The following is a 20366-nucleotide window of genomic DNA, read 5'->3' as shown; positions in this document are numbered from 1 at the left end:
AATATTGCAAAACTCATAGATTTTTTGTATTTTGTAAACACCTTATGAAGTTAAAAGAATTCTTTCATTATACGTACGTTTTCCCTGTCCTGACAGTACTTTACTATTTCTCGGGATTAGTTGCCAATGGTGTGGTTTATGAGATTATAGCCGGTGTGCTGCTAACCTCAAGTGTATTATCAGCAGTCCATCATGCCGAAGTGGTGGCTCATAAAGTAGGGGAACCTTTTGGAACTATTATCCTTGCCCTCTGTATTACCATCATTGAGGTAGCCCTTATCATATCATTAATGGTAGCAGGCGGAGACCAGGCTATTACATTGGCCAGAGATACCGTTTTTGCTGCGGTAATGCTTATTCTTAATGGTATTTTGGGGATCTGTATCTTAGTGGGAGGGGTGAAGTATTACGAACAGTTTTTTGCACGTACCTCAGCTACCACCTATTTGGTAAGCATTGTTTCCATTCTGGTTTTAACATTGGTACTTCCGAACTTTACCTCCAGTGTAAACGGTCCTTTTTATAATGAATCCCAATTAACTTTCGTTTCTATCGCATGTTTGGTAATCTATGGAGTGTTCCTGATGGTTCAGACCGTAAGACATAGAAATTATTTCATTATGCCGGACGAAAAAGAAGTGGAGCATTATCTCCCTTCATTAATTAAGACATTGGTGAGCTTTGGATTTTTAATTGTTTGTCTTGCTATTGTGGTATTGATGGCAAAAGGTCTTTCACCAGTGATTGAAGATATGGTTCAAAGCCTGGGGGCTCCGAAATCATTAGTAGGAGTTATCATTGCAGCCGTAGTATTACTTCCCGAAGGTCTGGCAGCTATACGCGCAGCGAGAAGCAACCAGATACAATCCAGTCTTAATCTTGCATTGGGCTCTGCATTGGCAAGTATAGGGTTAACGATCCCGGCTGTGTCAGTGGTTTGTATTCTTTACGATATTCCTTTAGTTTTAGGACTGGATAAGAAGGACATTATTTTACTTTCCTTATCTGTATTTATCGTTATGTTGTCCTTAAGCAGGGGAAAAACCAATATTTTATATGGAACGGTTCTTCTGGTGAACCTTGCGGCTTATATTTTCACTGTTATTGTACCTTAAAGTTTTCTGGCCAGGTCCATTTTAAAAGCCATTAACTGGGCAATGTTTTGGGCCTTATAAAGAGCAAGTTCAGCATTTTTTCCTGTGAAGTTTTCTTCAATGGTCTGCTTCCAGAGTTCAAGCCACCTTTCGAAATGCTTTTTTTCCAAAGCTTCTATTTCGTTAATAGGAAAATGGGCTCCCATAGGATTTCCCTTATAGGACATCTGTCCAAAAAGAATAGTTTCCCAGAAAGAATACATTTTAGGAAGATGTTTTTCCCAGTCAACCTTTACAATATCATTAAAAAAGAACCCGATAGTTTCATCCTCCACTACCTTTTCGTAAAAGGAATTTACCAGCTCTTCAATATCCTGCCTTGAATCTAATGTTTTCATAGCTCAAAGTTAAATTAAATTGTATCAATCTCTTTCGGTCCGGATTTGATAAATTTCATAAAAACAATATTCTATCTTTGCATCAGAATTGAAATGGATTTAGAATTTTACAAACAACAGGCTCAGCAGAAGCAGAAAGAGCATAAAAAATTTTTAGAAGGATTAAAGAAAAAACCTCCTAAAAATCTGGATTATGTAGTACAGGAAGTGCATGAAGAAGTATTTGAAAAAATAGATTGTCTCCAGTGTGCCCAATGCTGCAAGACCACCGGGCCGCTATACACGGAAAAAGACATAGAAAGAATTTCAAAGCATCTTCGTATGAAGCCGGCTGATTTCGAGCAAAAGTTTTTAAGGGTGGATGAGGATAATGATAAGGTATTGCAGAACCTTCCATGCTTTTTTTTAAATGAAGACAATACCTGCTCCATCTATGATGTAAGACCTAAAGCATGCAGGGAATACCCTCATACGGACCGGAAGAAGATCTATCAGATCAATAACCTCACAATTAAAAATACGCTCATCTGTCCTGCTGCATTTGAGTTTGTAGAAGAGATGTCAAGGCGTATGAATAAATAATAATTTTTATAAAAATAAAAAGCATTGAGTTCTCAATGCTTTTTTCTTTCACTTTACTTTTTATCCCTTTATCCCGGGATCAGGTATAAGAAAAAAAGGTCAGAATAAATCTAACCTTTATATATTTTTTAAACCACTCCTTGCGCTAACATAGCTTCGGCTACCTTTACGAAACCTGCTATATTTGCCCCCTTTACATAGTTTACATAGCCATCTTCTTCTTTTCCGTAATCTCTACATGCTTTATGGATTCCGATCATAATTTCTTTCAATCTTGCGTCCACTTCTTCCGAAGTCCAGTTGAGACGGATAGAGTTTTGAGTCATCTCCAATCCTGAAGTAGCAACACCTCCGGCATTAGATGCTTTACCAGGGGAAAACAGAACTTTATTGTCTAAGAAGTAATTGATAGCTTCCAGTGTGGAAGGCATATTAGCTGCTTCAGTTACACACGCGCATCCATTGTCCACTAATATTTTAGCATCTTCCAAATCAAGTTCATTCTGGGTAGCGGCAGGGATGGCAACATCACATTTAACTTCCCACGGGCGTTTTCCGGCAAAGAACTGGGCTGACGGATATTTTTTAACGTAATCTTCCGCTCTGTTGTTACCCGAAGCTCTAAGCTCTAGTAAATAATCTATCTTTTCACCGCTGATTCCGTCTTTATCATATATATATCCATCGGGACCGGAAATAGTAACCGCTTTTCCTCCAAGCTCAGTCACCTTCTTGATTACTCCCCATGCCACGTTTCCAAAACCGGAAACAGTTACCACTTTATCTTTCAGGTCCTGTCCTATTGTTCTTAGCATTTGTTCTGCGAAATATACAACTCCGTATCCGGTTGCTTCAGGGCGGATTAATGAACCTCCGTATGCCAGACCTTTTCCGGTAAGAACTCCGGTAAATTCATTTCTGATCTTTTTATACTGTCCGAAAAGATATCCGATCTCTCTTGCTCCCACACCGATATCTCCGGCAGGAACGTCTGTTTCAGGACCTACATGTTTGCATAATTCTGTCATGAATGCCTGGCAGAAACGCATCACTTCCATATCTGATTTTCCCTGAGGATCAAAATCAGAACCTCCTTTTCCACCTCCCATAGGAAGTGTTGTTAAAGAGTTTTTGAAAACCTGCTCGAATGCTAAAAATTTAAGTACTGATAAATTAACGGTAGGATGGAAACGGATTCCTCCTTTGTAAGGGCCTATGGCAGAGTTCATCTGAATTCTGAACCCTCTGTTTACCTGGATCTCCCCTTTGTCATCAACCCAAGGAACTCTGAATATAATAATTCTCTCTGCTTCTGCCATTCTCTCAAGGAGCTTCATTCCGGTATATTCCTTCTTCGTGGCAATAAACGGAATTACAGTAACGGCAACTTCTTTTACAGCTTGTAAAAATTCCGGCTCATTAGGATTCTTTGCTTCAATTTTTGCAATAAATTCCTGAATCTTCTGCTCAATATTATATTGTTCCATATATTAAGGTTGAATATTATTGCCAACAAATTTAATTTTTTTTTCAAGATTCACAACACCTTATTTAATAATTGTTGAAAATTTAACAATAATGGAGCGTAATATTATTAAATTAATAATTTATGTTCAAATTTTGTTAAAAATTAAATATTATGCTTGAAATAATGCAATATTAAGAAATAGTTAAAATCTAAATTGCCACAAATTGTCTCCCGGAAAGGGACCTGATTTTGCCTAAAAGCTCCAATTCCAAAATAACCGGTAAAATTTTGTGTGTGGAAAGGTCAATTTTTTGGGATAAATCATCCAAAGAAATCTGAGGATTGTGAAAAATGGTTTTATAGATTAAATTCTGATTATCAGATAGTTGTAGGTCTTCTGTTGGGATAGGGAAAAGTTCTTCCATTTGATGAGAAGAAGTGTTAAATCCTAAACAATTGATAAGGTTTTTTATCCCTGAAATGGCAATGGCTTTATGTTGAAAAATGAGATGATTACACCCCTGGCTATAAGGGTCGGTAATCTTTCCCGGTAATGCATAGACATCTCTGTTATAGTTGTTGGCATAGGTAGCCGTACTGATTGAGCCTCCTCCAAAGCCCGTTTCCACTACAATGGTAGAAGGCGAAAATCCTGCTATGATCCGGTTTCTTTGAAGAAAATTTTCCCTGTCGGGCTTTCGGGATGAATTAAACTCAGTGACCAGCGTACCTCCTTCCTCAAGGATCTTTTCAGACAGCTTTTTATTCCTGGGAGGATAGAGGGTTGTAAAGCCATGAGCCAGAACGGCAATAGTTTTTGTTTTATGGTTAATAGACTGCTCATGAACTTCTTTGTCCGTACCCAAGGCAAGCCCGCTTACGGAACAGAAATTGAAACTTTGAGCTTCTTCGAAGAAATCGTGGATGAACTTTTTCCCATACACAGTGATATTCCGGGTTCCAATTAAACTTACATATTGGGGAGAAATATCCAGGTTTCCTTTATGGTAAAGAATAGACGGCGCGTCATCACATTCGTTCAGCAAGTAAGGGAGCTGTCCGAGGTGCCGGAGACTGATTTGAACTTGATGGTTCTCACAGAACTTGAGTTCCTGTTCTGCAAATTTTAGATGCTCAGGATTTCCAATATCCATTACGGTTTTATAGCCTATTCCATCTACTTTCTGATATTCTTTTTTAGCCTGGAACCAAGTGTTTTTTGCATTTCCGAACGTTTTGAGAAGTTTGGAAAAATTGATATCACCGATTTGCAGGCATTGCCGCAATGCGATGGAATAGAGATGTTCTTCGGTGTACATTTGTGTTTTTCTTTCAAATGTAGCGAATTAAGAATTATTTTCTTCTCAGTTCATCCAGGTGTTCCCAGATATCTTCTCTTTTTTTATAAGGAAGTTCAGAAAAATCCTCCGGATGGTTTTCTTTATATTCCTGCCAGAGTTTATCATCTTTTTCACTGTAATAATTAGGAAATTCCCAGATGTATTTTTTCTTTTTTTCTCCTATATCTTTAAATACGAATGCTATGATGCTCCCTACGACAGCTCCTGAAAGGTGAGCCTGCCATGAGATCTTGCTGGGTTCATGCATATTATAAAACAGTTCTTCAGGAAACATTCCCCAGATTAAACTTCCGTAATAGAGAACTACCAGAAGAGAAATGGTGAGAAGCTTCATATTCCATCTGAAAACACCGCTGAAGAAAAGAAAAAATGCCAGTACATAGACCACTCCACTGGCTCCTATTGTACAGGTATACATATATTCTCCTGTGAGAATATCTATGGGAGGGAGCAGCCATACTAAAAATCCGGTAGCAATCCATCCTATGATAAATACTTTATTGGCGATTAAAGGGTAAAATTGATACAGCAGGAACATAAGAACTGCCATGGGAATAGAGTTTCCTATGATGTGATCTATATTTCCATGTAAAAGAGGTGAGGTAATTACCCCTAAAAGGCCCTCAGGTAAAAGAGGAATGATTGCTCCAAAACAACTTTCAAAAAAGCCGTGTAGCTGTAAGAAATATCCGAACCACATGGCAGCAAGCATGAGTGATGGATTTATAATTGCTTTTTTGGAAATTACATTTTTTAGCATGGTGATGGTATCTCAAATCGAAAGCCAAGTATAAATTTCGGAAAATTTGACGATGGTTTTAATTTTTTAATAAAAAAAGAAGACAAAAAGTAATGATTTTGAGACAGTTTTGACATTTAGGTAAAAGCAAATTACTGATGATGGTATTAATTCAGGATATAAAAATGCTGGGAGATGCAGTAAAGCCAGGAAATATACCTAATAAAATATTTTTTAGAATACTTAAAACGCAGCTCGGAAATGAGGTTGAAATTTTATTTGTTTCCTCTGTCTTTGTATTGAAAAAATTATATTTCTATTTTTGCAGAAAAGTCTTTAAATAATGAAGAAGTTTTTATTCATTCTTGCTATTTCCACAGGGATGCTTGTAAGTGGGCAGGAAGAAGAAAAAAAAGAACAGGTAACAGATACGATAAAGCATTGGTCGGTTTTAGGCAAGCATTCTTTAATGCTTAATCAGGCTGCCTTTTCCAACTGGGTAGGAGGGGGAGCCAATAATGTTGGCTGGCTTGCCGGAGTGAATTATAATATCACCTATGAAAAGGATAAGGATTTATGGGAAAATATTATTATTCTCGATTATGGACAAAACAATACCAAAGGAATCGGGACCAGAAAGACGCAGGACGTTATTAATATATCTACCAACTACGGGAGACAGTTTTCAAAGAGCTGGTACTTTTCTTTAGGGGCAAGCTTTCAATCGCAATTTTATGCCGGTTATGAAGATGGGAATAATCCAAGTGCTAAAAAGATATCCAACTTCATGGCACCGGGCTATTTAAATGTCGGGATGGGGATCACCTACCGTCCTAATGATAACCTGAATGTTACACTACGCCCTACCAATGCCCGATGGGTTTTTGTGTTGGATAAAGAACTTCAGTACGCGGGCAGTTATGGACTGAAAGCGGATGGTGACCGTTCCCTGTTACAGTTCGGTTTCCTTGGAACTGCTTCCTACAAGCTGAAAATTATGGATAATGTTACCTTAACTAATACCGCTTCTGTATTCTCCAATTACCTGGATCATCCGGAAAGGCTGGTGCTGGCCTATGGAGGACTTTTAAATCTTAAAGTAAACCGGTTTATCTCTACGAATGTAACTGTAGATTTGCTTTATGATCACAATCAAATTCAAAAAACACAGCTTAAACAGACCTTGGGAGTGGGCTTTGCTTATACCCTGGATAATGGGGTAAAACGTTCTTCGCGTAAAGACAGTCAATGGTGGATAAAAAAATAGAGCCCAAAAATATAATTGAAATGAGCTTTGCAGATATTAATTTGTAAAGCTTATTATTTTCTTTTTTAAGAAGTGTTGTTATATGTAGTTTTAAGTTTGTTTTTTATTGTATAAAAAATTTTTTTATTTCGAATATTTGTGATTTGTTTTTTATTATATTTATAAAAACAAATTAAAAAATCCTATTTATGAAGAAAAAATTATTGCTTATTTCCCTTACTTTGGGAATGACTGCTGCAGCACAGGAAACGAAAACAGATGCACCTGTGGTAGATACTACAAAAGCTTGGTCCATACAGGGGCAACACACTTTAATGCTTAATCAGGCAGCATTCTCTAACTGGGTTGGTGGTGGAGCCAACAACGTGGGATGGCTTGCCGGGGTAAACTATAATATGACCTATGAAAAAGGAAAAGATTTATGGGAAAATATTGTTATCCTCGGATACGGACAGAATAATACCAAAGGAACCGGAACGAGAAAAACCCAGGATGTCATTAACCTTTCCACCAATTATGGGCGTGAAATAGCTAAAAACTGGTATGTATCGGCAGGAGCCAGCTTACAGACACAGTTTGCTGCGGGATATGAAGACGGGAATAATCCTGATGCCCTTAAGCTTTCCAATTTTATGGCGCCGGGATATCTTAATATAGGTGCCGGTTTTACTTACAGACCTAATGATAATTTTACAATGACCCTGCGTCCTGCGAATGCCAGATGGACATTTGTGTTGGATAAAGATTTACAATATGCCGGAAGTTACGGGCTTAAAAATGACGGGGATTCCTCATTATTCCAGTTCGGGTTTTTGGGAACGGCAGTGTATAAGGTTAAAATTATGGAGAATATCAATTTAACGAACTCTGCGTCTGTGTTTTCCAACTATTTAGATCATCCCGAAAGACTGGTACTTTCATACAGTGGAATTCTGAATATGAAAATTAATAAATATATCTCTTCCAATATCACGCTGGATCTGATGTATGACCATAATCAAATTAAAAGAACACAGCTGAAACAAACATTGGGAGTAGGACTTGCCTATAATTTCGATAATGGAGTTAAACGTTCCGAAAAGAAAGATAATCAAACCTGGATGAAATAATTCCGGATTAATATATACCTAAAAAAAGCACCTCATTGAGGTGCTTTTTATATTTAAAATTCAATATCTACTTTGAGTTTCTCAGCCAGCAGCTTTGATATTTTTTCCTTTAAAGGTTCGATATCAATATTCTGCATCGCATCATTAGCAAACGCATAAAGCAATAAAGCCTGTGCTTCTTTTTTGGAAATACCTCTTGCTCGTAGATAGAATAAAGCATCCTCATTAAGCTGTCCTACGGTACAACCGTGGGAGCATTTTACATCGTCCGCAAAAATTTCCAATTGAGGCTTGGTATCTATAGTGGCCCCTTCGCTCAATAATACATTGTTATTTTGCTGATACGCATTGGTTTTTTGAGCTATTTTGTCTACAAAGACCTTTCCGTTGAAAACTCCGTGAGCATTGTCTTTATAAATTCCTTTATAATTCTGATAACTCTCACAATTCGGTTGATTGTGGTGCACGGCAGTGTGGTGATCTACAAGCTGCTCTTTCCCGATAATGGTAATTCCGTTCATAAACGAATTGATATTTTGGCCGTTATGAATAAAATCCAGGTTGTTTCTTACCAGCTTACCTCCGAAAGAGAATGTATTTACTGTCGTTAAACTGTCTTTTTCCTGTTTTGCGAAAGTACTATCTACCAGATAGGAAGTATCGTTATCATTCTGAAGCTTATGCCAGTCTGCTTTTGCATTCGGATATGTAAAAATTTCAGTTACTGAATTGGTAAATACATAAGTTTCATCAAAGTTATGATGACTTTCAATGATCTCTACCTTAGCCCCTTCTTCTACGATCAATAAGTTTCTTGTATTGTAAAATGTATTTTCTTCTTGATTTTGTGACAGATAGAATACATGGATCGGTTTTTCAATCACCACATTCTTAGGTACTTTTAAGAAGAAACCATATTTGCAATAGGCTAAATTCAATTGAGCGAAAGCTGAATTTTCAGGAGTAAGCGTATTGAAATATTGATCAAAAACCTCTTTATGCTTATCATCATTCAAAGCATAATTAAAAGAAAGGAACTCAACATTTTCAATAGAAACTTTTGAAAATTCTTTATGAAGCTTTCCGTTGATAAAAACAATCCAATCAAAGTTTTCCTCTCCTAAATGAAGCTGGTCAAATTGTTCTTTTGTAAGATTATGACCTTCTTTAGGGAAAAAGTTATAGTTCTTTTCCGTGATCTCTTTGAGGTTGGTATATTTATATTCTTCGTCTTTTTTGGTTGGAAAACCGATTTTTTCAAACTTTTGAAGAGCTGATTTTCTGTCTCCGTCCAGGAACCTGTGCTGAAGACCCTCCAGGAATTTGTTATGGTTTTCTGTAAGTTGTTCGTATAAAGCCATTATTGATATTTCGGCTATCACACCTTATTTATTGTTGTATAATTAAAATTGATTAAATGGTATACGCAGCTGTTAATTAAGCAGCCAGTCGTATCCTTTTTCTTCCAGTTCCAATGCTAAAGATTTATCACCTGTTTTGATGATCTTTCCATTTGCTAAAACATGAACAAAATCCGGTTGGATGTAATTCAGCAGCCTTTGGTAGTGAGTGATTAAAAGAACGGCATTTCCTGCATTTTTAAAATGATTTACCCCGTCTGCCACGATTCTTAACGCATCGATATCCAATCCCGAATCTGTTTCATCCAGAATGGCCAGCTTAGGATTAAGCATAAGCATCTGGAAGATTTCATTTCTTTTCTTTTCACCACCGGAGAATCCTTCGTTCAGTGATCGGGAAAGAAAATCTTTTTTAATACCCAGTTTTTCAGATTTTTCACGGATTAAAGCCAGCATTTCTTTAGCAGGCATTTCCTCAAGCCCGTTGGCTTTTCTGTTTTCATTTAATGCTGCTTTTATAAAATTCGTTACGGATACCCCGGGAATTTCTACCGGATACTGGAAAGAAAGGAAGATTCCTTTATGGGCTCTTTCTTCAGGTGCATCTTCATTGATGTTTTCACCTCCGAACAGGATTTCTCCATCGGTCACTTCATAGTCTTCTTTCCCTGCAATTACAGATGAAAGAGTTGATTTTCCCGCTCCATTAGGTCCCATAATGGCGTGAACCTCACCTGGTTTTATTTCAAGATTTATACCTTTTAAAATTTCTGCGCCATCTTCAATTTTGGCGTGCAAGTTTTTAATTTCTAACATAGTTTTATGTATGATAATTTGGTAATGGTTAATTACCGCTTTATATTCTTTTTATTTGGTTGTCCGGTATAGGAGAGCTCTCCTTATTTGCTTTAACAAAATACCCGGACTGATTACATTTATCCTACCGATCCTTCTAATGAAATTTCAAGAAGCTTTTGAGCTTCAATGGCAAATTCCATAGGAAGTTTATTTAAAACCTCTTTACTGAAACCATTTACAATAAGAGCAATAGCTCTTTCTGTATCTATTCCTCTCTGGTTACAATAGAAGATCTGGTCTTCTCCGATTTTTGAAGTGGTGGCTTCGTGCTCCAATTGGGCGGTCGGATCTTTGATCTCGATGTAAGGGAACGTATGGGCTCCACATTCATTACCCATTAACAGGGAGTCACACTGGGAGAAATTTCTGGCTCCTTTTGCTGATGGCATTACTTTTACCAATCCTCTGTAGGAGTTATTTGATTTCCCTGCTGAAATCCCCTTGGAAATAATGGTAGATCTTGTATTCTTTCCGATATGGATCATTTTGGTTCCTGTATCTGCATATTGGTGATTATTGGTTACCGCAATGGAATAAAACTCTCCGATGGAATTATCACCTTTCAGGATGCATGATGGATATTTCCAGGTTACTGCAGAACCAGTCTCTACTTGAGTCCAGGAGATTTTTGCACCTTTTTCACAAAGCCCTCTTTTGGTTACAAAATTGAATACTCCGCCTTTTCCTTCTTCATTTCCCGGGTACCAGTTCTGAACGGTAGAATATTTAATTTCTGCGTTATCTAATGCGATGAGTTCTACCACAGCGGCGTGGAGCTGGTTTTCATCTCTGGAAGGAGCTGTACAACCCTCAAGATAAGAAACGTAGCTTCCCTCATCGGCAATCACAAGTGTTCTTTCAAACTGTCCTGTTCCTGCCTGATTGATCCGGAAATAAGTGGAAAGTTCCATCGGGCAGCGTACACCTTTAGGAATATAACAGAAACTTCCGTCTGAGAACACTGCGGAATTCAAGGCCGAATAAAAGTTATCTCCTCGCGGAACCACTTTACCGATATATTTTTTTACTAAATCGGGATGGTTTTTAATCGCCTCGGAAATAGAGCAGAAAATAATTCCTTTTTCTGCTAATGTTTCCTGAAATGTTGTCTTTACGGAAACAGAGTCCATGACGATATCCACGGCTACTCCCGAAAGTCTCTTTTGTTCCTCGATATTGATACCCAGTTTTTCAAAAGTCTTTAGTAATTCTGGGTCTACCTCATCCAGGCTTGCGAGCTCAGGTTTTACCTTGGGAGCTGCATAATAGCGGATGGCTTGGAAATCAGGCTTTTCATATTTGATGTTGGCCCAATCCGGCTCTGTCATCTTCTGCCATACTCTGAAAGCTTCCAAACGCCATTCTGTCATCCATTCCGGCTCTTCTTTTTTTGCAGAAATAGCACGGATGATGTCTTCGTTTAAACCGATTGGGAAATCCTCATAATCTATTTTGGTTTCCCAGCCGAATTCATATTTTTTATTTTCTAAATCGACGCGTAAATCGTCTTCTGTATACTTACTCATTATCTTTTAGATTTCATGATTCAGATTCAGAAACCAGGCCGGAAGCCCTCATTCCTGCTTTCTGACATCAATGTCTATAAACTAAAACTTTCTCCACAACCACATGTTCTGGAGGCATTAGGATTATTAAAAACAAATCCTTTCCCATTTAATCCCCCTGAATATTCAAGGATAGTCCCTGCTAAATAGAGAATCGATTTTTTATCTACAACAATTTTAATGTTATTGTCTTCAAAAATTTGATCAGTTTCTGTCTTTTGGTTATCAAACTTTAAAACATACTCCAAACCAGAACATCCTCCACTTTTCACCCCTACTCTTATATAGTCTTCAGCAGGGTTGAAGCCTTCTTCAGTCATCAACTGAATTGCTTTTGCCTTTGCTTGATCCGAAACCTTTATCATTGTATTTATTTAGAATGATTTAATGTTGCAAAAATACGAACTAATTTCCGCAATCTCAAATTGATGGTATCTATTTTAACTATTTTACATAATGGGGTGGTTACCATTGTTAAAATTTATATAAATTCTTTTTTATGAGAAATAATTGAGCCCCTTTTTAATTTAACTTTGATGAGGATTTTTTATCTATTAAATATATGAAAAAAAGATTATTGGGACTTTTGGTGTTACTTTTTGTAAATGCGGCGTATGGGCAGACCATACGGTATGTCTATGAAACATCCGTCAATCCGGATTCGATCAACCTTGTTGATCTGAAAAATGAAATTACTTTTTTGGATATTAAAGGAAACAAGTCTTTATTCATCAGTGAAAGTAAGCTATTAAAAGACTCGTTGCAGACCGCTTTTTTTAAGGCTGAAGAAGCGTTAGAAAATAATAAGAGTAAAAAAAGAGCAAAGGAGGATTTTCCAAAAACGGGAATGAAAAAAATAGAGCCCACCTTTTTTGAATACTTTATTACTAAAGATATTGCAGAAAAAAAAGTTTATTATTACGATAGAGTAGCCAGCAGGCAAATTTTTTATCAGGAAGACAGGCCCCTGAATTGGAAAATAACCAATGAAATGGAAACGCAGAACGGATATCCGGCTCAAAAAGCTGTTGTAAATTTCGGAGGAAGAATGTGGACTGCATGGTTTACTAAGGATATAAATGTTTCTGACGGACCTTACAAATTTGCCGGGCTTCCCGGACTTATAGTGAAGCTGGAAGATGATAAGGGAGATTATAAATTTGATCTGGTTAAAAAAATCAATATTCCCAATGCCTTTGAAGAACAGATAAATCCTAATGCGAAACAAAGCACCCGTGTTGAATTTAATGGAGATAAAGCAGCTCTGGAACTGGAGTTCGGGAAAAATAAAAAATCCATTACAGGAAATGAGAGAGGAATGATGCCGCCGGGAGGTGGCCGTGGTGGTGGAATGCGCGGAGGAAGCGGTAGCCATCCGGGAGGAGGAATGCCACCGGGAAACATGGGTAGTGATATCGGTTCCTTATCCACAGGTATTTCTACTTCGAGTCTTCTGCATACAGGAAATCAAAACCCAATTGAACTAAAATAAAAAATATACATGAAAAAGATCGGTATTATTGCTTTAATGCTAGTCATGCAAAATATGTTCGCCCAAACCAACAGGTTTGTGTATCAGGTGACTATGAAGCTGGATTCTACGAATAGAAATGATATAAAAACAGAAAATGCTTACCTGGATATTTCACCTGAAAAATCTCTTTTTTATGCTGAAAATAGAATAAAGAGAGATTCTGTTATGTCTAAAGCTGTTCAAAGCGGAGGGGGTCCTAAAAGTGTCAGGTCACAAATGGAAAGCCTAAAGTCAAATATTAATTATACAGTTGAAAAAGACAAAAAGGCTCTTACCACTGCTTATAAAGACAGATTGGGCAGAGATACCTATTTGTATGAAGAAGACAGACCCTTAAACTGGAAAATTCTTTCGGAAACGACAACGATAGGAGAATATAAGGTGCAGAAGGCAGAAACGGATTTCGCCGGAAGAAAATGGACTGCATGGTTTACGACCGACCTTCCTTATCAGGACGGACCTTATAAGTTTAGTGGGCTTCCGGGCTTGATTGTTAAAGTAGAGGATAGCAAAGGAGATTATTCTTTCGACTTAATGAAGAACTACAAGATTGCCGAGCTGCCGAATATAACCCAAAGGGGCCCTGGAAATATAATTAAAGTGAAAAGAAAAGATTATGTAAAACAACAGGAAAAGTTCCGAAAGGATCCGGTTTCGTTTATGACACAGGGAGCGCCGCAACCTCCTAGAAGGGGTGGTGATGGAGGACCCGGAGGGCCTGGTGGCGGAGCTAATCAGGCTGAGATGAGAAAACGAATGGAGGAAAGATTGAAAGAAGAGACTAAAACCAATAATAATCCTATTGAATTACAATAAAAAAAAGAGTCCTGATAAGGACTCTTTTTTTTATTTATTATTTCAGAAGCTGATTAAATGTATCGCCCTGTCGTATATCTCCTGTATTGTACCCCTTCATAAACCATTCTTTACGCTGGGCGGAAGATCCGTGGGTAAAACTTTCCTGATTTACATATCCCTGGGCTCTTCTTTGGATATTATCATCTCCTACTGCTTCTGCAGCACTGATGGCAGATTCAATATCTCCCGGCTCCAAAATTCCTTCTCTGCTATCCGTACGCTTGGCCCAAACTCCTGCATAAAAGTCTGCCTGTAATTCCGTAGCAACGGAAACACGGTTCATATCCGCTTCCGAGTATCGTCCGCTTCTTCTCAGGGCATCTACCTTTTGAGTGGTTCCCAATAAAGTTTGTACGTGATGTCCCACTTCATGGGCTAATACGTAAGCTATGGTAAATTCTGTAACTTTAGCACCAAATCTCTGCTGGAGTTCATTGAAAAAGCTCATGTCCATATAAACCGTTTGATCTGCAGGACAATAGAAAGGTCCCATTGAAGATTCAGCCACTCCGCATCCGGATTGAGTTGTATTTTCAAATAGAACTATTGTAGGCTTCACGTAATTCATTCCGTTTTCCCTGAAAATCTGTTCCCAGGTTATAATATTCCATTTACCCATCATATCTACCATTTCTCCGATTTTCTTATCATTCTCTGATAATTCACGTTTTTCCGTATAGTTTTGAGATGATGTACTGGAATTCAGGATGCTGGAAGGATTTCCTCCCAAAAAGAAAATGATAGCAGCAATAATTAACGTGCCAAGACCTCCTCCTACAACTGCTCCTCCTCCAAGGCCCCGTCTGTCTTCTACATTTCCTCCTCTATCTTCTGTCCATTTCATAATAAGTAATTTATGAGTAAAGTTAAAAATTTTATAAGTATGTTTTGTTGCTAAATAATTACTTTTCAGTATTTCTAATGGGAAAGATTCAGCTGATTGGTTTTAAGCCAGTAAGAAGTTGACTGAAAAGCTGATACAGTCTGTTCCACAAGGTTTTGATCTCTTTGTTTATCTTTCAGCAGGACCTCGGTGTAGTAAATATTAAATTCCGGAGCAAGACTGCTTTTATTTTGCTGAAGAGTATACTGTTTTACGTTTCTTACAGGGGATATAATCGTCAGTCTGTCATCTTTTACAAATCCCAGATCCTGATAGGTTGCGATATAAGCTTTAGGCTGAAAATTCTCCTTAAGAGCATCCTGTCCTAAAAATTTAGACTGATAATTGAAATTCAATAATCCAAATAAGGTAGGCATAATATCAATCTGGGACATCAGCTTATTGAACTTTTGAGGTTGTATAAATCCTTCGGAAAATATCATGGCCGGAATCCGGTATTTATCCATTGGTAATTCCGTATCACCGGCACTGGAAGCACAATGATCAGCCGCAATTACGAACACCGTATTTTTATACCAGTCCTGTTTTTTTGCCATTTCAAAGAATTTTCTGATGGCATAGTCGGTATATTTTACTCCTCCTTCCCTGGATTTTGCATTGCCCGGGATATCAATTCTTCCATCAGGATAAGTAAACGGCCTGTGATTGGAAACCGTCATCCAGTGATTAAAGAAAGGCTTTCCGGATCTGGCCTCAGCATTCATTACCTGAATTGCTTTTTTAGCCATATCTTCATCAGCAACTCCCCACACATTGGCAAAGGTAATCTCCTGGGGTGTAAAATTATTTCTATCTATGATATCATAGCCGTTTCCACCAAAGAAATCTTTCATATTGTCGAAATAGCTATAACCGCCATACAGGTATTTAACATCATAGCCTTTGGATTTGAAAACACTTCCGGTAGTGAATTTATTTTTATTAGAGATTTCCCGTTTTATGATACTTTCTCCAGCGGTAGGCGGAATACATAAGGTTAATGCTTCCAGTCCCCGCACAGTTCTGTTTCCTGTAGCATAAAGATTGGTGAACATTAAAGAACGGTCCGCCAGGCTATCAAGGAAGGGGGTAATGTTTTGAGTATTTCCGTAATGAGTCATAAAATCCGCTGACAGACTTTCAATGGAGATCAGGACAACATTCTTTTTAAGCTCGGGCTGATCAGAAATAATATTTCTTTTGAGTGTAGGCTGAGGATATTGACTTAAAAACAGGTCTTCCGCTTTTTTCTGATCTATCGTTGAATAAAACTGGAAATAATCGAGTTCATTATGGGTAAAAGCCCAATAGAATTTAGGAAGTCCGTTAGCCTGTATTTCTTCTGCAAAAACATTTTGAGATTTTATCTTCATCATTGAAGGAATGATGAGAATACTTAATGCCACCATCAGTACGAATGTACCCAGCAGTAAAAATTTTTGTTTAATATCCGGTAATTCTTCCAGCTCACTTTTTGTTTTTTTATAAATATACCACGTTATGGCAATGCTGATAATCAGAATGGCTGAAAAAAGAGGAATCACCGGGTAGCTCTCTATTATGTTACCAATCACTTCATTCGTATAAATAAGGTAATCTACTGCTATGAAATTATAGCGGAGCCCGAATTCATTGTAAAAAAAGTATTCGCTTACGGCATTGAAAACAATAACCAGAACGTAGATAAAGAGCGTAACGAAATATAAGACACTTCTTATTTTTTTGCGATATGCCGGCAAAAAGAGCATTAAACCGAATAAAAATGCTTTTAATCCTACAAATGATAATGCAATATCAGTTACAGAGCCTCCATATTGTTTGAATATGTTATTAGGAATTAGGAGGATGTAGAAAAACAACAGAAGCATGAGTCCAAATATGATATAACCGTAAGGCTTGTTGTATTTGGAATCAGATAAGAAAAGAAAATATAAAGCTAAAAATGAGCTGGCTATTGTGAAAACCAGGATATCATTTATGATACCGCCCGCTATTACTTTTATAATCTCAAAAAATCCAAAATCTGCTGTTGTAATAGGATGGAAAAAAAAGACTATTCTCAGCAGTAATGAAATGATGAGATAGAATATTCCAAGGTATAGGAATGGTTTAATTTTTTTTGAAAACATATGTGCTAATTTCAATGTTTATTCTAGGAACTTCCGAAGCCTATATTTCCTTTTTTGCCGGTCAGGCTCTTTTTAAAGTCGATCATCTGTAATGCGGTTGCTGCTGCTTCAATTCCTTTATTTCCTAAAGCTCCGCCACTTCTTGCAATAGACTGTTCTTTGGTGTCATCAGTAAGTACACAGAAAATAGTAGGGGTATCGGTAAGGATATTACAATCTTTAATTCCCTGCGCTACGGCAGAGCATACATAATCAAAGTGGGAAGTTTCTCCACGGATCACACAGCCGATAGCAATTACAGCATCATATTTTCTTTCTTTACAAAGCTGCATACTGGCATAGCTAAGCTCGAAAGCACCCGGAACCGGAAAAAGTTTAATGTTTTCTTCTTTAACTCCTTCTTTTTTTAATGTTTCAAGAGCACCGTCACGAAGATTTAAAGTTACAAAGTCATTCCACTCAGAAAAAACAATGCCGATAGAAAAATCCTCGGCATTCGTTATGTTAAGTGGCTTGTAATCGGAAAGATTAACTGTTGCCATTTTTTAAAAGTATTTAGTCATTTCAATATAAGAATCGGACATTCCGTTATCGTAGTCCTGATATTTTTCATCAATAGCGGAGAAGTATTTTTTAGCTTCAGCTTTTTTCTTTAAGCCTAATGCTAGGATCCCTGCTTTTCTTGTGAAATAATAGGAAGTGTAAGGATCATCTGAAGCAGAAGTCGCTTTATCAAGAAGAGAAAGTGCTTCGTCATTTTTGTTCAATCCTGATTTGGCGTCTGCCATAGCTCCGTATTTTAATGCCATGAGGGTTTTATTATCCGTAGAAAATTTATCTAACAGATCATAGGCCTCCTGGAATTTTCCTTCTTTAAATTTCAATAATCCTGCATTATAAGCGGAAAGCTTACCGATCTTAGTTGAAGAATATTCATTGTAAGTTCCTAAAAATCCAGGGTTGGCAGCAGATTTTCCTCCCAATGCTTCTTTATCCTTTCCTTCAGAAAGATTTTTTTGTGCAGCTAAAAAGCCTTTTACTGCCTCTTCATTTTTTGGAGCAACAATAAATTGCTGATAAGCGAAGAAACCTAAAACTCCCAATATCAATAAACCAAAGATAATACCTAATGGTTTTGAATATTTTTCAAGGAATCTTTCAGTGTTTAAAGCTTCTCTGTCAAGATCTTTAAAAAATTCCACCGTTTCCTTACCTTCTTGCTCTTTATGAGCATTCTTACCCAATTTTGCCATATATTTTTAAAAATTGAAATGCAAATTTAATTGTTTCTGAGTGATTTACAAAATACTTTGCATTGAATCATAAAGTTTTTTGTTCCTGATGCTGATTATATCCTGCAAACAGGGAAATTTCAAGTGTTAATTAATATTCCAGTAAGGAATATACTTCCGCATTAAAGCTTTTAAGCTTATCTTCTCCTTTAAGCCCTTTAAGACCGATTAGAAAACTGAATTGAGCTACTTTGGCTCCCTGTTTTTCAACAAGCTTTGCTGCTGCTTCGGTAGTTCCGCCCGTAGCCAATAAGTCATCATGAATAAGAATTCTCTGGCCTTTTTTGATTTGTCCTTCACGCGTTTCTATTTCTGCACTGCCATATTCCAGATCATATTTTTCGGAAATGATAGGGGGAGGAAGTTTTCCTTTTTTTCTGATGAGTATGAAAGGTACTTCTAGGGCAACGGCCACTGCAATTCCAAATAGATATCCGCGGCTTTCTATTCCGCATACGGCATCTACTTTTCCTTTGCTAAAGGCTACCAGATCTTCGATGACTTCTTCATATAATTTTGGATTAAGGAAGATCGGTGAGATATCTTTAAACTGAATTCCCGGTATCGGAAAGTCAGAAATATTTTCTATTGTATTTTCTAATTTACTGATAAGTTCTTTTGAAGCCATTAGGGAGTAATTTTATAGCTGGATATTTTCCAGTCGCCGTTTACATTCTTCAATCCGAAAGTTACCTTTAAAGAGGTTGTTTTTCCGTTTTTATCGGTTACATCATACGTAGCATTTACACTTGCCGAATTGGCATTGGAAGCTCCTGTAGAGATATTTTTAATATTAAGACTTTTTACAGCTCCAAAACCTGAATTAGGATTTGAAAAAGACTCATAACTTCCCCAAGACGGGTTGTTTGAAGAATCAAACGCAGCTTTAAGATTTTGAGAACCTACATTATTTAAAAACTTATTAACGGCTGTTTTAGGATCTGCAGCAGGTTGCTTAGGTGTTGCTGCAGCCGGGGTTGCAGGTGTTGCATTAGGGTCTGTTGAAGACGGGCTGACAGGGATATTAGGGTCAACCATTGTAGGATCCTGGATTACCGTTGTGGAATCTACTTTAGGAGGTGCAGGAACCTTTAAGGCGTTAGGATTTACATCTAAGCCTATTCTGGACATTTTGAATGTTTTTTGAGTCGTTTTTACAGAAACGGTAATGTCTATTTTATTATCTACAACTTTAGATGCCTGTATGGATGAGAATTTGAGGTTGAACCCTCTGAAATTGTTATCCTGCATTAAGTTTTTCGAAGTATATATTTTGGACCCGTTACTGAAAACTTCCAATGTGGTTTCCAGGGCAGCTCCAGTAAAGGCGATAGGGTTTCCGGTATTGTCCACCAATCTTGGAATTACCTGGATGGCAGTAGCCCCTGTACCGTCATCACCTGTAGGTCTGGTTGTTAAGGAAAGTGAGTTGGCTTTTATATCATTAGGATCACTTTCTTTGGCTTTTTCATCACCGAAGATATTCATTTCTCCTAATGACGGAGGGGCAGTGCTGGCCCATTCAATACCATTTTGCTGAGCTACCTGATCAGCCATGCTCATGATCTCAGGAACCTTTTTTCCGTTGATGAGTTGACCGAGGGCCTTAAGCTCATTGATGTCACCATCCGCTTCCACTCCAAAGGTTTTAAGGATATACAAAGCTTCATTAAATTTAATTTGCTTAATGGTGGAAAGGCTGGAGGCCATGTCATTGATACTAGACTGTAATGTTTTCGTATTGGTTGCATCTACATGATCCTTTTTACATGCTGTAAAAAGCAATAAGCTGAACATGAGAAGAAAAGACAACTTTTTCATTATTTATCTGGTTTCTGCAAATTTACTAAAACGTTTAATACTAAAGT

At 37.5% G+C, this 20366-nt stretch carries 20 protein-coding genes; 6 read left to right on the top strand and 14 right to left on the bottom strand.

Annotated elements, in window-relative coordinates; all coding sequences use genetic code 11:
• Window positions 1-44 precede the first annotated feature (44 nt).
• Complete coding sequence (locus ABJ974_RS16060) at window positions 45-1115, top strand: calcium:cation antiporter (protein WP_419869230.1); 1071 nt, start codon at window positions 45-47, stop codon at window positions 1113-1115.
• Here ABJ974_RS16060 and ABJ974_RS16055 read toward each other — a convergent pair.
• Complete coding sequence (locus ABJ974_RS16055; protein WP_419869229.1) at window positions 1112-1492, bottom strand: group III truncated hemoglobin; 381 nt, start codon at window positions 1490-1492, stop codon at window positions 1112-1114. The genes ABJ974_RS16060 and ABJ974_RS16055 overlap by 4 nt on opposite strands.
• Before the next feature lie 93 nt (window positions 1493-1585).
• On the opposite strand from ABJ974_RS16055, the gene ABJ974_RS16050 reads away from it, so the two are divergent.
• A complete protein-coding gene (locus ABJ974_RS16050) occupies window positions 1586-2074 on the top strand; it encodes a YkgJ family cysteine cluster protein (RefSeq protein ID WP_419869228.1) in 489 nt (162 codons plus the stop codon).
• Between the two features lie 128 nt (window positions 2075-2202).
• Here the strand turns inward: ABJ974_RS16050 and gdhA are convergent, their stop codons facing one another.
• The 3 genes from gdhA to ABJ974_RS16035 form a co-directional block, all read right to left on the bottom strand.
• Window positions 2203-3561 carry an NADP-specific glutamate dehydrogenase gene (gdhA, locus tag ABJ974_RS16045; RefSeq protein WP_419869227.1) on the bottom strand — a complete coding sequence of 453 codons (1359 nt, stop codon included), beginning with the start codon at window positions 3559-3561 and terminating at the stop codon, window positions 2203-2205.
• Window positions 3562-3751: 190 nt separating this feature from the next.
• Window positions 3752-4861: a DNA-processing protein DprA gene (gene dprA, locus ABJ974_RS16040; protein WP_419869226.1), complete on the bottom strand. Its 1110-nt coding sequence runs from the start codon at window positions 4859-4861 to the stop codon at window positions 3752-3754.
• Between the two features lie 34 nt (window positions 4862-4895).
• The gene (locus tag ABJ974_RS16035) at window positions 4896-5663 is read right to left on the bottom strand and encodes a rhomboid family intramembrane serine protease (protein WP_419869225.1); all 768 of its coding nucleotides are present in this window, start codon (window positions 5661-5663) and stop codon (window positions 4896-4898) included.
• Between the two features lie 322 nt (window positions 5664-5985).
• On the opposite strand from ABJ974_RS16035, the gene ABJ974_RS16030 reads away from it, so the two are divergent.
• Window positions 5986-6909 (top strand): DUF3078 domain-containing protein, encoded by a 924-nt coding sequence (locus tag ABJ974_RS16030; RefSeq protein ID WP_419869224.1) that lies wholly within the window; start codon window positions 5986-5988, stop codon window positions 6907-6909.
• A 188-nt stretch (window positions 6910-7097) separates the two neighbouring features.
• On the top strand, window positions 7098-8018 hold the full coding sequence (locus ABJ974_RS16025; RefSeq protein WP_419869223.1) for a DUF3078 domain-containing protein: 921 nt from the start codon (window positions 7098-7100) through the stop codon (window positions 8016-8018).
• A gap of 53 nt (window positions 8019-8071) precedes the next feature.
• Here the strand turns inward: ABJ974_RS16025 and sufD are convergent, their stop codons facing one another.
• The 4 genes from sufD to ABJ974_RS16005 all read right to left on the bottom strand — a co-directional run bounded on the left by sufD (window position 8072) and on the right by ABJ974_RS16005 (window position 12167).
• The gene (gene sufD, locus ABJ974_RS16020; RefSeq protein ID WP_419869222.1) at window positions 8072-9379 is read right to left on the bottom strand and encodes a Fe-S cluster assembly protein SufD; all 1308 of its coding nucleotides are present in this window, start codon (window positions 9377-9379) and stop codon (window positions 8072-8074) included.
• A gap of 72 nt (window positions 9380-9451) precedes the next feature.
• A complete protein-coding gene (gene sufC / locus ABJ974_RS16015) occupies window positions 9452-10195 on the bottom strand; it encodes a Fe-S cluster assembly ATPase SufC (RefSeq protein ID WP_419869221.1) in 744 nt (247 codons plus the stop codon).
• Between the two features lie 119 nt (window positions 10196-10314).
• On the bottom strand, window positions 10315-11763 hold the full coding sequence (gene sufB / locus ABJ974_RS16010; protein WP_419869220.1) for a Fe-S cluster assembly protein SufB: 1449 nt from the start codon (window positions 11761-11763) through the stop codon (window positions 10315-10317).
• 74 nt (window positions 11764-11837) lie between these two features.
• Window positions 11838-12167: a HesB/IscA family protein gene (locus ABJ974_RS16005; RefSeq protein ID WP_419869219.1), complete on the bottom strand. Its 330-nt coding sequence runs from the start codon at window positions 12165-12167 to the stop codon at window positions 11838-11840.
• Window positions 12168-12364: 197 nt separating this feature from the next.
• Here ABJ974_RS16005 and ABJ974_RS16000 point away from each other — a divergent pair, with 197 nt between their 5' ends.
• Window positions 12365-13294, top strand: a complete 930-nt coding sequence (locus tag ABJ974_RS16000; RefSeq protein ID WP_419869218.1) for a GLPGLI family protein — start codon at window positions 12365-12367, stop codon at window positions 13292-13294.
• Window positions 13295-13303: 9 nt separating this feature from the next.
• Window positions 13304-14152, top strand: coding sequence for a GLPGLI family protein (locus tag ABJ974_RS15995; protein WP_419869217.1), 849 nt, complete (start codon window positions 13304-13306; stop codon window positions 14150-14152).
• 37 nt (window positions 14153-14189) lie between these two features.
• Here the strand turns inward: ABJ974_RS15995 and ypfJ are convergent, their stop codons facing one another.
• The 6 genes from ypfJ to ABJ974_RS15965 form a co-directional block, all read right to left on the bottom strand.
• On the bottom strand, window positions 14190-15038 hold the full coding sequence (ypfJ, locus tag ABJ974_RS15990; RefSeq protein WP_419869216.1) for a KPN_02809 family neutral zinc metallopeptidase: 849 nt from the start codon (window positions 15036-15038) through the stop codon (window positions 14190-14192).
• 74 nt (window positions 15039-15112) lie between these two features.
• Window positions 15113-17206 carry an LTA synthase family protein gene (locus ABJ974_RS15985; RefSeq protein ID WP_419869215.1) on the bottom strand — a complete coding sequence of 698 codons (2094 nt, stop codon included), beginning with the start codon at window positions 17204-17206 and terminating at the stop codon, window positions 15113-15115.
• A 23-nt stretch (window positions 17207-17229) separates the two neighbouring features.
• Window positions 17230-17748 carry a 6,7-dimethyl-8-ribityllumazine synthase gene (gene ribH, locus ABJ974_RS15980; protein ID WP_419869214.1) on the bottom strand — a complete coding sequence of 173 codons (519 nt, stop codon included), beginning with the start codon at window positions 17746-17748 and terminating at the stop codon, window positions 17230-17232.
• Window positions 17749-17751: 3 nt separating this feature from the next.
• Window positions 17752-18459, bottom strand: a complete 708-nt coding sequence (locus ABJ974_RS15975; protein WP_419869213.1) for a YfgM family protein — start codon at window positions 18457-18459, stop codon at window positions 17752-17754.
• 130 nt (window positions 18460-18589) lie between these two features.
• On the bottom strand, window positions 18590-19126 hold the full coding sequence (locus ABJ974_RS15970) for an adenine phosphoribosyltransferase (RefSeq protein WP_419869212.1): 537 nt from the start codon (window positions 19124-19126) through the stop codon (window positions 18590-18592).
• Window positions 19126-20319 carry a hypothetical protein gene (locus tag ABJ974_RS15965; protein ID WP_419869211.1) on the bottom strand — a complete coding sequence of 398 codons (1194 nt, stop codon included), beginning with the start codon at window positions 20317-20319 and terminating at the stop codon, window positions 19126-19128. The genes ABJ974_RS15970 and ABJ974_RS15965 overlap by 1 nt, the downstream gene beginning before the upstream one ends.
• Window positions 20320-20366: the final 47 nt, after the last annotated feature.

Origin of the sequence: Chryseobacterium sp. CT-SW4 (assembly GCF_048572715.1) — a bacterium.
Lineage (GTDB): Bacteria > Bacteroidota > Bacteroidia > Flavobacteriales > Weeksellaceae > Chryseobacterium.
Note: the sequence above shows the minus strand (reverse complement) of the source record. Positions and strands in the feature narration are given on the sequence as shown.

Coding starts and splice junctions, on each gene's coding strand:
- ABJ974_RS16060 (WP_419869230.1), top strand. CDS start 45: ATGAAGTTAAAAGAATTCTTTCATTATACGTACGTTTTCCCTGTCCTG.
- ABJ974_RS16055 (WP_419869229.1), bottom strand. CDS start 1,492: ATGAAAACATTAGATTCAAGGCAGGATATTGAAGAGCTGGTAAATTCC.
- ABJ974_RS16050 (WP_419869228.1), top strand. CDS start 1,586: ATGGATTTAGAATTTTACAAACAACAGGCTCAGCAGAAGCAGAAAGAG.
- gdhA (WP_419869227.1), bottom strand. CDS start 3,561: ATGGAACAATATAATATTGAGCAGAAGATTCAGGAATTTATTGCAAAA.
- dprA (WP_419869226.1), bottom strand. CDS start 4,861: ATGTACACCGAAGAACATCTCTATTCCATCGCATTGCGGCAATGCCTG.
- ABJ974_RS16035 (WP_419869225.1), bottom strand. CDS start 5,663: ATGCTAAAAAATGTAATTTCCAAAAAAGCAATTATAAATCCATCACTC.
- ABJ974_RS16030 (WP_419869224.1), top strand. CDS start 5,986: ATGAAGAAGTTTTTATTCATTCTTGCTATTTCCACAGGGATGCTTGTA.
- ABJ974_RS16025 (WP_419869223.1), top strand. CDS start 7,098: ATGAAGAAAAAATTATTGCTTATTTCCCTTACTTTGGGAATGACTGCT.
- sufD (WP_419869222.1), bottom strand. CDS start 9,379: ATGGCTTTATACGAACAACTTACAGAAAACCATAACAAATTCCTGGAG.
- sufC (WP_419869221.1), bottom strand. CDS start 10,195: ATGTTAGAAATTAAAAACTTGCACGCCAAAATTGAAGATGGCGCAGAA.
- sufB (WP_419869220.1), bottom strand. CDS start 11,763: ATGAGTAAGTATACAGAAGACGATTTACGCGTCGATTTAGAAAATAAA.
- ABJ974_RS16005 (WP_419869219.1), bottom strand. CDS start 12,167: ATGATAAAGGTTTCGGATCAAGCAAAGGCAAAAGCAATTCAGTTGATG.
- ABJ974_RS16000 (WP_419869218.1), top strand. CDS start 12,365: ATGAAAAAAAGATTATTGGGACTTTTGGTGTTACTTTTTGTAAATGCG.
- ABJ974_RS15995 (WP_419869217.1), top strand. CDS start 13,304: ATGAAAAAGATCGGTATTATTGCTTTAATGCTAGTCATGCAAAATATG.
- ypfJ (WP_419869216.1), bottom strand. CDS start 15,038: ATGAAATGGACAGAAGATAGAGGAGGAAATGTAGAAGACAGACGGGGC.
- ABJ974_RS15985 (WP_419869215.1), bottom strand. CDS start 17,206: ATGTTTTCAAAAAAAATTAAACCATTCCTATACCTTGGAATATTCTAT.
- ribH (WP_419869214.1), bottom strand. CDS start 17,748: ATGGCAACAGTTAATCTTTCCGATTACAAGCCACTTAACATAACGAAT.
- ABJ974_RS15975 (WP_419869213.1), bottom strand. CDS start 18,459: ATGGCAAAATTGGGTAAGAATGCTCATAAAGAGCAAGAAGGTAAGGAA.
- ABJ974_RS15970 (WP_419869212.1), bottom strand. CDS start 19,126: ATGGCTTCAAAAGAACTTATCAGTAAATTAGAAAATACAATAGAAAAT.
- ABJ974_RS15965 (WP_419869211.1), bottom strand. CDS start 20,319: ATGAAAAAGTTGTCTTTTCTTCTCATGTTCAGCTTATTGCTTTTTACA.